The organism is Streptomyces sp. NPDC046870, assembly GCF_040704595.1.
Taxonomy (GTDB): domain Bacteria; phylum Actinomycetota; class Actinomycetes; order Streptomycetales; family Streptomycetaceae; genus Streptomyces; species Streptomyces argyrophylli.
This window is the reverse complement of sequence record NZ_JBEYXM010000023.1, coordinates 12,454-25,415: the sequence shown is the minus strand read 5'-3', so window position 1 is coordinate 25,415 and position 12,962 is coordinate 12,454. Positions and strand designations below refer to the sequence as shown.

At 68.3% G+C, this 12,962-nt stretch carries 12 protein-coding genes and 1 tRNA gene; 2 read left to right on the top strand and 11 right to left on the bottom strand.

All coding sequences use genetic code 11. The annotated features are described in order from the left end of the window. Positions 1-4: 4 nt before the first annotated feature. Positions 5-1,810 carry a 5'-nucleotidase C-terminal domain-containing protein gene (locus tag AB0946_RS33035; RefSeq protein WP_366764363.1) on the bottom strand — a complete coding sequence of 602 codons (1,806 nt, stop codon included), beginning with the start codon at positions 1,808-1,810 and terminating at the stop codon, positions 5-7. 217 nt (positions 1,811-2,027) lie between these two features. On the opposite strand from AB0946_RS33035, the gene pyk reads away from it, so the two are divergent. After that, positions 2,028-3,464 carry a pyruvate kinase gene (gene pyk / locus AB0946_RS33030; RefSeq protein ID WP_366764362.1) on the top strand — a complete coding sequence of 479 codons (1,437 nt, stop codon included), beginning with the start codon at positions 2,028-2,030 and terminating at the stop codon, positions 3,462-3,464. A 13-nt stretch (positions 3,465-3,477) separates the two neighbouring features. On the opposite strand, the gene AB0946_RS33025 is transcribed toward pyk, so the two are convergent. Together AB0946_RS33025 and AB0946_RS33020 are read right to left on the bottom strand one after the other, a co-directional pair. Further along, on the bottom strand, positions 3,478-4,266 hold the full coding sequence (locus AB0946_RS33025; protein WP_366764361.1) for a helix-turn-helix domain-containing protein: 789 nt from the start codon (positions 4,264-4,266) through the stop codon (positions 3,478-3,480). An 82-nt stretch (positions 4,267-4,348) separates the two neighbouring features. Beyond that, a tRNA-Leu gene (locus AB0946_RS33020) sits at positions 4,349-4,435 on the bottom strand. A 99-nt stretch (positions 4,436-4,534) separates the two neighbouring features. Here AB0946_RS33020 and AB0946_RS33015 point away from each other — a divergent pair. Next, on the top strand, positions 4,535-5,194 hold the full coding sequence (locus AB0946_RS33015; protein ID WP_366764360.1) for a response regulator: 660 nt from the start codon (positions 4,535-4,537) through the stop codon (positions 5,192-5,194). A gap of 68 nt (positions 5,195-5,262) precedes the next feature. Here the strand turns inward: AB0946_RS33015 and AB0946_RS33010 are convergent, their stop codons facing one another. From AB0946_RS33010 to AB0946_RS32975, 8 genes are all read right to left on the bottom strand, one after another. Next, entirely contained in the window at positions 5,263-5,979 is a 717-nt protein-coding gene (locus AB0946_RS33010) for an ABC transporter ATP-binding protein (protein WP_366764359.1), read from the bottom strand. Further along, positions 5,976-6,920 carry an ABC transporter ATP-binding protein gene (locus AB0946_RS33005; RefSeq protein ID WP_366764358.1) on the bottom strand — a complete coding sequence of 315 codons (945 nt, stop codon included), beginning with the start codon at positions 6,918-6,920 and terminating at the stop codon, positions 5,976-5,978. The genes AB0946_RS33010 and AB0946_RS33005 overlap by 4 nt, the downstream gene beginning before the upstream one ends. Before the next feature lie 5 nt (positions 6,921-6,925). Next, positions 6,926-8,752, bottom strand: coding sequence for a branched-chain amino acid ABC transporter permease (locus AB0946_RS33000; RefSeq protein WP_366764357.1), 1,827 nt, complete (start codon positions 8,750-8,752; stop codon positions 6,926-6,928). A gap of 5 nt (positions 8,753-8,757) precedes the next feature. Beyond that, entirely contained in the window at positions 8,758-9,687 is a 930-nt protein-coding gene (locus AB0946_RS32995; RefSeq protein WP_132783939.1) for a branched-chain amino acid ABC transporter permease, read from the bottom strand. A gap of 111 nt (positions 9,688-9,798) precedes the next feature. After that, positions 9,799-11,031 (bottom strand): branched-chain amino acid ABC transporter substrate-binding protein, encoded by a 1,233-nt coding sequence (locus AB0946_RS32990; RefSeq protein WP_366764356.1) that lies wholly within the window; start codon positions 11,029-11,031, stop codon positions 9,799-9,801. Between the two features lie 292 nt (positions 11,032-11,323). After that, positions 11,324-11,956, bottom strand: a complete 633-nt coding sequence (locus AB0946_RS32985; RefSeq protein WP_366764355.1) for a Tat pathway signal sequence domain protein — start codon at positions 11,954-11,956, stop codon at positions 11,324-11,326. Beyond that, the gene (locus AB0946_RS32980; protein WP_366764354.1) at positions 11,953-12,363 is read right to left on the bottom strand and encodes a hypothetical protein; all 411 of its coding nucleotides are present in this window, start codon (positions 12,361-12,363) and stop codon (positions 11,953-11,955) included. Before AB0946_RS32980 ends, AB0946_RS32985 begins: the two co-directional genes overlap by 4 nt. A gap of 65 nt (positions 12,364-12,428) precedes the next feature. Next, on the bottom strand, positions 12,429-12,920 hold the full coding sequence (locus AB0946_RS32975) for a hotdog fold thioesterase (RefSeq protein ID WP_366764353.1): 492 nt from the start codon (positions 12,918-12,920) through the stop codon (positions 12,429-12,431). Between the last annotated feature and the right edge of the window lie 42 nt (positions 12,921-12,962).

Below are 12,962 nucleotides of genomic sequence, written 5' to 3'. Positions count from 1 at the left end.
ACGCCTAGAACACCGGCTTGCCGTCGCGCACCAGCTTCCAGTCCACCGACGCGAAGTCCTTCGGGTCCAGGACACCCTTCGCGGTCACCCACTCGGCGATCCGGGTGCGGATCTCCGTCGACTCCGACCACAGCTCCTTGGCGGTGGCCACGTACGGGAAGGCACCGCCGCCGTTGGCCCGGTAGTTGTTCACGGCCAGCACGAACTGCTGGGCGTCGTCCAGCGCGGCCCCGCCGAAGGTCAGGTTCCTGATCCGCGACCCGGCCGGCTGGGCGATGTCGATGTCGTACGACAGACCCGAGACGTAGTCGTAGTTGTAGTCCGGGCGGCCACCGGCGTTGGTCAGCTTCTCCACGTCCACCGTGGCGTCGGCGGCCGTCTGGACGTAGTACTCCGCCGAGTACTCCAGGTAGGCGCGGACCTGGGCGCCCGTCAGCAGCTTCGCGACCAGCGTGTTGTCGTACACGTACAGGCTCGACAGGTCCCGGATGGTGACGTCACCGGCCGGGATCTGCGAGGTCCGCGAGAACGGCGACGCCTGGGCGATCACCGGCAGCGAGGCGTACGCCGTACCCGCGAGCGCGGCCTTGACCACGTCCTCCTGGACCTTGGTGATCAGGTCGATGATCGGGGCGTCCTTGTAGCGGGCCTCCACGGTCGTCAGGGTCTCGGTCGCCCGGCCCACGACCTGGTTGACGTACGCCACGACCTTCTCGTGCTCGTCGGTGAGCAGCTTCGTGATCTTCGGGTCGTCGGCGACCGTGTTGGAGTTGCGCAGCGAGGCGGAGACCGACTCGACCTCCCAGCGGCCCCTGCTGAACACCAGCTCGATGTCGAAGAGGGACAGCCGCTCGGCGAAGCACAGCGGCTCGGACAGCACGACCGTCTTCCCGGTCTGCTCGTTGACGACCTTCAGCTCCGGGATCTCCAGGTGCGCGTGCCCGACCAGGATCGCGTCGATGCCCGGCACCTGCCTGGCCACATTGGCCGCCGCGTCCTCCACGTACGGCACCTGGTCGCCGTACGACGACTTGCCCGAGGTGCCCGAGTGCGCCGAGACGACGACCACGTCGGCACCCATCGACCTCAGCTTCGGCACCCACTTGGCCGCCTGCTCCTCCAGGCCCGGGAACGCCAGCCTGCCCTGGACGTACGCCTTGTCCCAGATCGCGATGCCCGGGTTGGTCAGGCCGAGGACGGCGACCTTCACCGGCTTGGCGCCCGGCACGTGGAAGGTCTTCATGAAGTACGGCGGGAAGGCGGGCTTCAGCGTCTTCGCGTCCACCGCGTTGGCACCGAGCAGCGGGAAGTCGAGCTGGTCCTCGAACTTCCGCAGCGTCTCGATGCCGTAGTTGAACTCGTGGTTGCCGAGCGCCGCCGCGTCGTACCCGATCGCGTTCATCGCCTGCGCCATCGGGTGCACCGGACCGCCCTTGGCGGTGATCGGGTCCACCTTGGCGTAGTAATAGGTGAGCGGGGTGCCCTGGATGGTGTCACCGGCGTCCAGGAGCAGCGTGTTGCAGCGGCCCTTCTCCTTGCGCACCTGCTCGACCAGGGTGGAGATCCGGGCCAGCCCCATCGCGTTGCCCGCCTTGTCGGCGTACTCGGCGTCCTTGAAGTAGTCCCAGTTGAAGACGTGCCCGTGCAGGTCGGTGGTGCCCATGACGGTCAGGGAGTACCGCTTCACGGGATGCCCGGGCTTCCCGGTCTCAGCCGCCTCGGCCGCCGGAGCCGCCGCCGCGCCGGCGATCGCCACTCCCGCTCCGGTGGCGGCGGACTTCTTCAGGAACTTCCGGCGGTTCAACGGCATGTCTCGGTCTCCTTGGCGATGGAACAACAACGCGCGTAGATTCTGACCTGAGCATGACTTGCGGCAACAGGTCCGGGAGGTTGCGATCTGGTGACCATCGCTCATAGGAGCGAACCGCCGCACAATTCAACACTTGTCAATAAGCCTTTGCCGAAAGTCCGTTGAGTAGTCATACGGCGCCAATTCCCTACCCGCCGGTAAGCCATAGGCTCGACCCATGCGCCGAGCAAAAATCGTTTGCACACTGGGGCCCACCACCGACTCGTACGACCAGATCAAGGCACTGGTCGAGGCCGGAATGGACGTCGCCCGGTTCAACCTCAGCCACGGCACCCACGCCGAACACGAGGAGCGCTACCGACGCGTGCGAAAGGCGGCCGACGAGACCGGCCGCAGCGTCGGAATCCTCGCCGACCTTCAGGGCCCGAAGATCCGGCTCGGCCGCTTCACCGAAGGACCCGTACTCCTTGAACGCGACGACACCTTCACCATCACCGTGGAGGAAGGCGTCGACGGCGACCGCCACCACTGCGGCACCACCCACGCCGGCCTCGCCGCAGACGTCACCCCCGGCGAACGCATCCTCGTGGACGACGGCAAGGTCTGCCTGGAGGTCACCGACGTCGACGGCCCCCGCGTCCACACCCGCGTGGTCGAGGGCGGCGTCGTCTCCGACCACAAGGGCCTGAACCTCCCCGGCGTGGCCGTCTCCGTCCCCGCCCTCTCCAAGAAGGACGAGGACGACCTGCGCTGGGCGCTGCGCACCGGCTTCGACGTCATCGCCCTCTCCTTCGTCCGCAACGGCGACGACGTCGTGGACGTGCACCGGATCATGGCCGACGAGGGCCGCCGCCTCCCCGTGATCGCCAAGATCGAGAAACCGCAGGCCGTGGCCGACCTCGAAGGCATCGTGGCCGCCTTCGACGGGCTGATGGTCGCACGCGGCGACCTCGGCGTGGAGATGCCGCTGGAACAGGTGCCGATCGTCCAGAAACGCGCCGTCAAACTCGCCAAACGCAACGCCAAACCGGTGATCGTCGCCACCCAGATGCTCGACTCGATGATCGAGAACTCCCGGCCCACCCGCGCCGAGGCCTCCGACGTCGCCAACGCCGTCCTCGACGGCACGGACGCGGTCATGCTCTCCGGCGAGACCAGCGTCGGCAAATACCCCGTCGAGACCGTACGCACCATGGCGAAGATCGTCGAGGCGGCCGAGGAGGGCATGCTGGCGGCGGGACTGCCGCCACTCACCGAGCGGAACAAACCGCGCACCCAGGGCGGCGCGGTCGCCCGCGCCGCCGCCGAGATGGGCGACTTCCTCGGCGCGAAGTTCCTGGTCGCCTTCACCCAGTCCGGGGACACCGCCCGCCGCCTCTCCCGCTACCGCTCCCCGATCCCCCTCCTGGCCTTCACCCCGGAGCCGGCCACCCGCTCCCAGCTCAGCCTCACCTGGGGAGCGGAGACCTTCCTCGGCCCGCACGTGGACTCCACCGACGCGATGGTCGACCAGGTGGACGAACTGCTCCTGAAGTACGGCCGCTGCCAGAAGGGCGACGTCGTGGTCATCACGGCCGGCTCCCCGCCCGGCGTCTCCGGCTCCACCAACATGGTCCGCGTCCACCACATCGGCGAGGACGACAGCCCGAAGTGAGGGGCGGCCCCGCTCAGTGCTTGGGGCCGACGTGGGTGTCCATGAGGGTGACGGAGGCCTTGCGCGCTATGGAGACGGTCACGGCCGCGCGGCTCTGGTTGAGCGTCTTCCACTCGACACCGACCTTGTCCAGGGCGTCGGTGAAGAGGCGGACGATGTCGGCCGAGGTGTTGGTGAAGAAGTAGCGCGGATACTCGTACCGCTTGCGCTCGCCGCCCACGAGCCGGGTCGTCCAGTTGGTGATACGGCAGCCGTCGGAATGGATGAGGCCCCGGATGAACTCCCACGGGTGGGCGTCGACGATGCCTTGCTGCCAGGGTTCCAGGACGATCGGGCGTTCGTGCTTCTTGCCGGGGCCGTGCTGGGGGAAGAGGCAGTGCAGGTGCTTCGAGTAGACCTTCACATTGCTGCAGCCGGTCCTGCGGACCCTGCAGACCCTGTTGTCGGGGAAGACCGTGCGCATCGCTGCCTCACAGGCGTCCATGAGACCCGGCCATGCCTCAGTGCAGCTGATCATGAGATTGGGGACGCGGTGCTGTGAGTAGTGGCTGATGTGCCCGTCGCCGAGGTACAGCCCGAGCAGGTAGCTGTACGCCACTTCGTCCAGTTCCCGTCCGTGGCAACGCGGGCAGGGCGGATCGTGGCGACCTGGACACTCACCCCGTTTCGCCCGGTCCAGATGCTTCCAATAGCCGACCGTCCCTACGGGGACGTTGAGCACGCGGGCCACATCGGCGTTCTTCACACCGCCGCGCAGCAGGGTGAGCGCCCTTTGTCGCACGTCTGTGCCATGAATGTTCATGCGACCACTCTGGGTCACCAGAGACGACCGTACGCAGCAGAAAGCGGAAGAACACGCGAAGGTGGTCTTCCGCTTCCAGCCGTGGTGCCCGGTGTGGGATTCGAACCCACATGCCCAAAGGGCACGGCATTTTGAGTGCCGCGAGTCTGACCAGTTCCTCCAACCGGGCAAGCTGCTGAGCCGTGGGAAGTGTACCGGTTCCCCGTGCGTCGCCGCAGCTAGGTACCCTGCTGGGAGCAGAGCCCCTGCCCCGTACCAAGGAGCCTCAGTGACCGCCCCCGAGTCGCCCCAGCCCGTAGACGTGCCCGACGACGACAAGTCGCACGTGCCTCCGCTGACGACCCGTGTCGTCATCGCCGAGGACGAGGCCCTGATCCGGCTCGATCTGAAAGAGATGCTGGAGGAGGAGGGGTACACCGTCGTCGGCGAGGCCGGGGACGGTGAGCAGGCCGTCGAGCTGGCCCGCGAGCACAAGCCGGACCTGGTCATCCTGGACGTGAAGATGCCCAAGCTGGACGGCATCTCCGCGGCCGAGAAGATCGCCGGTGAGTCCATCGCGCCGGTCCTGATGCTCACCGCCTTCTCGCAGCGCGACCTCGTCGAGCGCGCCCGGGACGCCGGTGCCATGGCCTACCTGGTCAAGCCGTTCAGCAAGAGCGACGTCGTCCCGGCGATCGAGATGGCCGTCTCCCGGTTCACCGAGCTGAAGCAGCTGGAGAAGGAGGTCGCCGACCTCACCCAGCGGCTGGAGACCCGCAAGCTGGTGGACCGCGCGAAGTCGATTCTGCAGACGGAGTACGGGCTGACCGAGCCGGCCGCGTTCCGCTGGATCCAGAAGACGTCCATGGACCGCCGCATGTCGATGCAGCAGGTCGCGGAGGCGGTCATCGCGGACAGCGAGGAGAAGAAGGCGGGCAAGAAGGACTGAGCCCGTCGCGTACGGCTGAGGCCCGCGCCCCGGAGAAGGGGGCGCGGGCCTTTGCCGTGTCCGGGAGGTCAGTCCTCGCCGAGGTAGGCCTTCCGGACGGATTCGTCGTGCAGGAGGTCCTGTCCCGTGCCGGACAGGACGATGTTGCCGACCTCCATGACGTGTCCCTGGTCGGCGAGGGAGAGGGCGGCCTGGGCGTTCTGTTCGACGAGCAGGATGGTCGTGCCCTGGGACTTCAGCTCGGCGATCGTCGCCATGATCTTCTGCATCATGATCGGCGACAGGCCCATGGACGGCTCGTCCAGCATCAGCAGCTTGGGCTGGGACATCAGTGCCCTGCCCATGGCGAGCATCTGCTGTTCACCGCCGGAGAGGGTGCCCGCGGCCTGCTTGCGCCGCTCCCCGAGGATGGGGAAGAGGTCGTAGGCGCGCTGGATGTCCTTTTCGATGCCGGGTTTGTCGTTGCGCAGGAAGGCGCCGAGGCGGAGGTTGTCCTCGATGCTCATGCGGGGGAAGATGTGCCGGCCCTCGGGGGAGTGGGCGAGGCCGAGAGAGACCACCTGGTGGGCGGGGATCTTCTTCAGTGATCTGCCGTTGAACTTGATCTGTCCGCCGACCGGCTTGAGCAGTCCGGAGAGGGTGCGCAGGGTGGTGGTCTTGCCGGCGCCGTTGGTGCCGATGAGGGTGACGACCTGACCGGCTTCGACCTTGAAGGAGATGCCCTTGACGGCTTCGATCTTGCCGTAGGCGACCCTGAGGTCCTCGACTTCGAGCAGTGCGGTCATCGGTCGTTCTCCTTGCCGGGCGCGGCGTCGGTCGTGGTGTCGGCGCGTGCGCCGGTGGCCTCGTCCGTGGTTCCGGCGTGTGCTTCGGCGGCTTCGACCTCGGCCACTTCTTCGGCGCCGGGCGCGTCCTCGAAGGGTTCGCCGAGGTAGGCCGCGACGACGCGTTCGTCGCCCTGGACGGTGGCGCTGTCGCCTTCGATGAGCTTCTCGCCCTGGACGAGGACGGCGACGCGGTCGCAGAGGTTGAAGATGAAGCGCATGTCGTGCTCGATGACGAGGACGGCGATGCCCATGTCGCGGATGGCGAAGACGAGTTCCTCGGTGGCCCGGGTCTCCTGGGGGTTCATGCCGGCGGTGGGCTCGTCGAGGAGGAGCAGGCCGGGTTCGCTGGCGAGGGCGCGGGCGATCTCGAGTTTGCGCTGTTCGCCGTAGGGGAGGTTGCGGGCGAGGTGTTCGGCCTTGTGGTCGAGGCCGACGAACTGGAGCAGTTCCATGGCCCGGTCCTTGGAGGCCTTTTCGGCCTTGTGGAAGCCGGGGCCGCGCAGTACGGCGGACCAGAAGCCTTCTTTGGTGCGGGTGTGCCGGCCGACGAGCACGTTCTCCAGGACCGTCATGTTGGCGAACAGGCGGATGTTCTGGAAGGTGCGGGCGATGCCGGCCGCGGTGACCTTGAAGGATTTGGGCGGCAGGACGTTGCCTTTGTAGCGGACTTCGCCCTCGGTGGGGACGTAGAGGCCGGTGAGGCAGTTGAAGAAGGTGGTCTTTCCTGCGCCGTTGGGGCCGATGAGGCCGACGATCTCGCCGGCGCCGACGGTGAGGTCGACGCCGCGTACGGCGGTGAGGCCGCCGAAGCGCATGGTGACGCCGCGGGCGTCGAGGACGGTTTCGCCGGGCGTGGGGGCGCCGGGGGTGGTGTCCTTGGTGGTGGTGTCGGTGGTCATGGTGGTCAGGCCCCCGCCTTCGTCAGGAGGGTGGGTGCTTCGGCTTCTTCGTGGAATTCGAGCTGGCGGCGCCGGTTGGGGATGAGGCCCTCGGGGCGGAACCGCATCAGCAGGATGAGTGCGAGGCCGAAGGCGAAGAGCTGGTAGTTGCCGAGGAACTGGAGCTTGTTCGGGATGAGGAAGAGCAGGGCGGCGCCGATCAGGGGGCCGCTGATGGTGCCCATGCCGCCGAGGACGACCGCGGCGAGCAGGAAGGCGGAGTTGGGCGGGATGGGGCCGGCGAACAGGTACTGCTCGGGGGTGACGGTGTAGGTGACGTGGGCCTGGACGGTGCCGGCGAGTCCGGCGAGGGAGGCGCCGACGGCGAAGGCGATGAGTTTGACGCGGAAGCCGTTGATGCCCATGGCGAGGGCGGCGGTCTCGTCCTCGCGGATGGCGACCCAGGCGCGTCCGATGCGGGAGTTGCCGCTGCGGCGGAAGACCAGCACCACGACGGCGGTGATGATCAGCATCAGGAAGAAGTAGTTGGCGAACCGGCCGATGGTGAAGCCGCCCATGTCGTGCTGGGCGCCGAAGTCGAAGCCGAGGACGTCGAGGTTGGGGATCGAGGAGATGCCGTTGGAGCCGTTGGTGAGGTCGGGTCCGGAGGTGCCGTCGAGGTTGTTGGCGGTGATGCGGAAGATCTCTCCGAAGCCGAGGGTGACGATGGCGAGGTAGTCGCCGCGCAGCCGGAGGGTCGGGGCGCCGATGAGCACGCCGAAGACGAGGGAGGCGGCGGCGCCGACGAGTACGGCGGCCCAGAACGGGAAGTGCACGTCGAAGGGTGAGCTGGGGGAGCCGGAGACCAGGGCCGCGGCGTAGGCGCCGACGCCGAGGAAGGCGACGTATCCGAGGTCGAGGAGGCCGGCGAGGCCGACGACGATGTTCAGGCCGAGGGCGACGGTGGCGAAGATGAGGATGTAGACGCCGAGGGTGGCGTACTGGTCGTTGGTCTGGGTGAAGGGGAACAGTGCCGCTGCGACGAAGGCGCCGCAGATGGTGATGTTGGTGTGCCGGGAGGCGATCTGTGAGGCGTGGGCGATGAGGCCGGCCTTGTTGAGGGCGGCGAAGCCGAAGCCCGCGGTGATCAGGAAGCCGATGAACAGTTCGTCGTACCCGGTGCCGATGCCGTAGGTGAAGACGACGAGGCCGAGGGCGAGCATCGCGACGATGACGAGGATCTCGGCGTACGAGGGCAGGGCGGGGGCGGGCCGGGGGGTGCCGGCGGCGAAGACCGCCTTGGTGGTCTCCCAGGTGTGCGCGGCGCCGTGCTTGAACTTCTCCCAGCCGGTGTCGTCGGGGTCGATCGGTTCGGGTTCGGGTCGCTGGAAGGGCAGGGCCAGGGCGCCGGCGAGGGCGGCGAGGCTGCCGAGGGCGACGAGGAAGCCGCCGGGTTCGAGGTTGACGAGTCCGCCGAGGTCGGCGCTGATCGCGAGGACCGTGTACCAGCTGGTGGCGAAGGTGGCGAGGGTGGCGAAGCGCAGGGCGGCGTCGGGGCCGGCGGGGGCCAGCCATGCCAGGCCGCGGACGCCGTAGGAGGCGAGTGCGTACAGGGTGGCGAGGAGTGCGCCGATGAGGACGAGGACCTGGAGGCCGCCGGGGTAGCCGTAGACGGTGAGGTCGCCGGGGAAGTCGGGGGTCCAGGTCCAGGCGAGGAAGGTGGAGACGATCGTCAGCGCGCTGCCGCCGAGGGCGAGGGCGCGGGCGGCGTTCTCGGGCAGGGGGAGCAGGCCGGTGGGGGTGTCGGCCTTGCGGGCGCTGGGTGTGTCGGGTGCGGTGGTCTGTGTGGTCATCGGTCTCACGCCCTGTCCGCGACGCGCTCGCCGAGCAGGCCCTGTGGCCTGAACAGCAGTACGAGGATGAGGAGTACGAAGGCCCAGACGTCGGCCCAGGACTGGCTGCCGAACTTGTCCATGCCGGGGATGTCGGCGATGTAGGCGGTGGCCAGGGTTTCGGCGACGCCGAGGACCACGCCGCCGATCATGGCGCCGTAGATGTTGCCGATGCCGCCGAGGACGGCCGCGGTGAAGGCCTTCAGTCCGAGGATGAAGCCCATCCGGAAGTTGATCTCGCCGTACTTCAGGCCGTAGGCGACGGCTCCGACGGCGGCGAAGGCGGCGCCGAGCGCGAAGGCGATGACGATGATGCGGTCGGTGTTGACGCCCATCAGCTTGGCGGTGTCCGGGTCCTGCGCGGTGGCCTGCATGCCGCGGCCGGTGCGGGTCTTCATGACGAAGTAGGCGAGGACGGCCATGCTGATGGGGGCGGCGACGACGAGGAAGATGTCGCCGGTCTGGATGGTGACGCTGCCGATCTCGAAGGGGCCGCCGGAGATCTGCGGGAAGGTGCGCGCGGACTTCGCCTCGGGGTACCAGGCCCAGACGGCCTGCTGGAGTGCCAGCGAGAGGCCGATGGCGGTGATCAGGGGGGCGAGACGCGGGGCGTTGCGCAGTGGCCGGTAGGCGAATCGTTCCGCTCCGACGGCGATGGCGACGGCGACGACGACGGCGCCGATGATCATCAGCGGCAGCGCGATCCACATGGTGGTGCCGCCGGGGAGCCAGAGCCAGACGGTGAGAGCGCCGAACGCTCCCGTCATGAATATCTCGCCGTGGGCGAAGTTGATGAGCTGGACGATGCCGTAGACCATGGTGTAGCCGATGGCGACCAGCCCGTACATGGATCCTAGTAGCAGGCCGTTGACCAGCTGCTGCGGCAGTTCGTTCACCGCATGTCCTCCGAGCGTTCGGAAAGTGCGAGGGATGTGGCCGGATGCGAGTCCGCGCGGGGCGCCAGTGGAACAGCGCCCCGCGCGGCTCGTAGGGGGTTCAGGCGGGGATCAGCCGGTGTAGGTACCGGACTTGACGGGAACCCAGGCACCGTTCTTCACGGCGTACACGGTGAGCTGCTTGTTGGTGGCGTCACCGTACTCGTCGAAGGAGACCTTGCCGGTCACACCGTCGAAGGCCACGCCCTGCATGGCCTCGGTGACCTTGGCGCGGGCGTCGGAGGGCAGCTTGCCGCCGTTGGCGTCGACGACCTTCTTCACGGCCTCGATGATCGCCCAGGCGGAGTCGTAGGCGTAACCGCCGTACGCCGAGTACTCCTCCTTGTAGCCGGCGGTCTTGTAGTCGGCGACGAACTGCTTGGCGGAGGGCAGGTCCTCGACCGGGGCGCCGACGGAGGTGGCGAGGTCGCCGGTGGCCTCGGAGCCCGCCAGCTTCATGAAGGTGTCGTCCTTGATGCCGTCGCCGCCGACCAGCGGGATCTTGGCGCCGGCGGCCTTGATCTGCTTGCTGAGCGGGCCGGCCTGCGGGTACTCGCCGCCGTAGTAGACGACTTCGGCGCCGGAGTTCTTGACCTTGGTGGCGACCGCGGAGAAGTCCTTGGCGTCGGGGTTGATGTGCTCGGTGCCGACGACCTTGCCGCCGAGCTTCTTGAACTCCGAGGTGAAGGTGGCGGCGAGGCCGGAGCCGTAGGTCTTCTTGTCGTCGATGACGAAGACCTTCTTCTTCTTGGCGGTGTTGAAGACGTACTGGGCGGCGAACGGGCCCTGGATGGCGTCCGTGGTCGCGGTGCGGAAGTACGCCTTGTAGGGGCGGACCTTCTTGTTCTGCCAGTCCGGGCCCTGGGTCAGGGCCGGGCCGGTGTTGGCCGGGGAGACCTGGACCAGCTTGGCGTCGTCGAAGACCTTCTGCATCGACTCGGCGACCGAGGAGTTGAGCGGGCCGACGACACCGAGGACGTCCTGCTCGGAGACGAACTTCGAGGCGTTCTGCTGGCCGGCGGACGGCTGCGCCTGGTCGTCGAGGGCTTCGGTCTTGAAGGTGATGCCCTTGACGAGCTTCTGCTTGTTGGCGTTGCGGACGGCGAGGTCCGCGGAGTTCTTGATGCCGAGGCCCATGGCGGACAGGTCGCCGGTCAGGGGGGCGTCGACGCCGATGACGACGGTGCTGCCGCCGTTGTCGGAGTCGGATCCCTTGTCGCCGCTGTCGCGCGAGCCGCAGGCGGTGAGGGTGAGCGCTCCCGCCGCCAGCGCGGCGGTGATGGCGATAAGCGAACGTTGACGCACGATCAGTCCTTTCCCCAGGCACAACCGCCTCCCCGTGGAAGCGGCCGAGTCGCGCGCCGCGCTGAATTTTGGACAATCCGAAGGCGCGGTGACTGGCCGTGACTCTAAGCGTGTGTGGGGAACGTGGAGGAGTGTCTGACCGAGGCTGTGACGCTCTTGTTATGACACGACGTAATGCAGAGCGGTACCCGGTGGGGTGGAAGGTGGAATTCAGGTGGATTCGCACCGTCCGCATTGTGAGAACCCGCAGGACCCGCCTTGATCCATCCAGGCGTCTCAGCCGTTTTGGTGATTACCTCACTTTGTTGCTGCAGGCTACTTGCAGGGCGCGTGAGAGGTCCTGCGCGTAACGGGGGCCCAGGATGAAGCTCTGCACCTGTATTGCGCGCGTATTACGCAGAGTTACGTCCAGGAAAGGGAGTCCGGCGTTCTTGGGGACTTTTTCGCATTCCGTCACGTGCATCGTGATCGTGATCTTGCGGGCGGAACCCGACTTCGTGCGAAGCGGAGCAGGAGGCTCCGTATCCAGGGACAGCCCCGCGTACGGCTGCGTCACCCGGGCCACGGTGACCGGCGGCCCCGAGGTCACGCTCAGCAGCACGGCGAAGCTGAAGCTGCGCGGCGGGGCGCCCGCGGGAGTGGGCCGGCCGTCCAGGTAGGTCATGTCCACCACCTGGGCGGGGTAGGGGACTTGGGCGTGCGCGCGGTCCTCGCGCGCGGGCGGCCGGTGCGGCCTGGTGGCGTACAGACAGCCGCCGCCCGCGAGGGCGACGGCCGCCGCGAGGGTGGTGACGATCCGTCGCCGTCGGGCGTACCAGGCGGTCAGGGCCGCGCGTGCCCGGCCCGGCGGACGGGAGTCCCGTGGCCGTCGGCCGTCCCATGCGCGCGTGCCCTCGCCGGGCTCCGGCGGACCGATGCCGCTCATGTCCAGGGGCCTCCGCTCGGGGTCCCGTGGCGGTAGCGCGCGGTACAGGCCACGCGGGCTTGACGATCCATCAATCGCCGTGCAGCGTCGGCGCCTTGGCGCTGTCGCTCGGAGCGTCCCGCCGCCACGACGTCCATGAGGATCTGGTATTGCCCGTGGGACAGGCCCATCGACTGGTAGTCACCGTAGGTGTCGTCGGCGAGCGTCCTGCGGGCCCAGTAGGTGACGACTCTGGTGCACAGGCCGGCGTCCGAGGCCGGCTGTGCCGTGGTGGAGCCCGTGGCCGGGGTGGGGGTGGGAGCGGAGCCGTCCGGTCCGGTGCAGCCCGCCGTGCACAGCAGCGCCGGCAACGCCAGGCCGAGCACCAGGAACCCCACCCCCCGCCGGGGGCCTCCTCGCCGTCCCATGTGCCGAAGTTAGAGGGAGGGAGGGCGAGGGGCAACGGTCCGGCAAAGGCCGGGCAGAACCCGGCTCAGCTCGCGGTGGGTTCGGCGGGCGCCCCGTCGCCCGGCCGGACGTCGCGCAGCAGGCAGGTCAGCCGGGCGGTGCAGACGCGACGGCCCTCCTCGTCGCTGATCACGATCTCGTACGTCGCCGTCGAACGGCCCCGGTGCACCGGCGTGGCCACGCCCGTCACCAGACCGGAGCGGACCCCCCGGTGGTGCGTGCAGTTCAGGTCCACCCCGACCGCGACCTTCGAGGCGCCGCCGTGCAGCATCGAGCCGACCGAGCCCAGGGTCTCCGCCAGCACCGCGGACGCGCCGCCGTGCAGCAGGCCGTACGGCTGGGTGTTGCCCTCCACCGGCATCGTCCCGACGACCTTGTCCGCCGAGGCCTCCAGGATCTGCACGCCCATCCGCGTGCCGAGATGCCCGGCCGAGAACAGAGCGGGCAGGTCCACACCGAGCGCCGTGTACTCGTCGAGGACCTCCTGCGGGAACTTCACGTGCTGCTGCTCACCCATGGGCCGGCTCCGTTCGTCGTCCGCCTTCTGCTCGCTGAGCAA

What these genes read in the sequence shown, in the direction of transcription:
- AB0946_RS32985 (WP_366764355.1), bottom strand. Translation starts at nt 11,956, where the DNA reads ATGAGCGGCATCGGTCCGCCGGAGCCCGGCGAGGGCACGCGCGCATGG.
- AB0946_RS32975 (WP_366764353.1), bottom strand. Translation starts at nt 12,920, where the DNA reads ATGGGTGAGCAGCAGCACGTGAAGTTCCCGCAGGAGGTCCTCGACGAG.
- AB0946_RS33000 (WP_366764357.1), bottom strand. Translation starts at nt 8,752, where the DNA reads ATGACCACACAGACCACCGCACCCGACACACCCAGCGCCCGCAAGGCC.
- AB0946_RS33035 (WP_366764363.1), bottom strand. Translation starts at nt 1,810, where the DNA reads ATGCCGTTGAACCGCCGGAAGTTCCTGAAGAAGTCCGCCGCCACCGGA.
- AB0946_RS32980 (WP_366764354.1), bottom strand. Translation starts at nt 12,363, where the DNA reads ATGGGACGGCGAGGAGGCCCCCGGCGGGGGGTGGGGTTCCTGGTGCTC.
- AB0946_RS33010 (WP_366764359.1), bottom strand. Translation starts at nt 5,979, where the DNA reads ATGACCGCACTGCTCGAAGTCGAGGACCTCAGGGTCGCCTACGGCAAG.
- pyk (WP_366764362.1), top strand. Translation starts at nt 2,028, where the DNA reads ATGCGCCGAGCAAAAATCGTTTGCACACTGGGGCCCACCACCGACTCG.
- AB0946_RS33025 (WP_366764361.1), bottom strand. Translation starts at nt 4,266, where the DNA reads ATGAACATTCATGGCACAGACGTGCGACAAAGGGCGCTCACCCTGCTG.
- AB0946_RS33005 (WP_366764358.1), bottom strand. Translation starts at nt 6,920, where the DNA reads ATGACCACCGACACCACCACCAAGGACACCACCCCCGGCGCCCCCACG.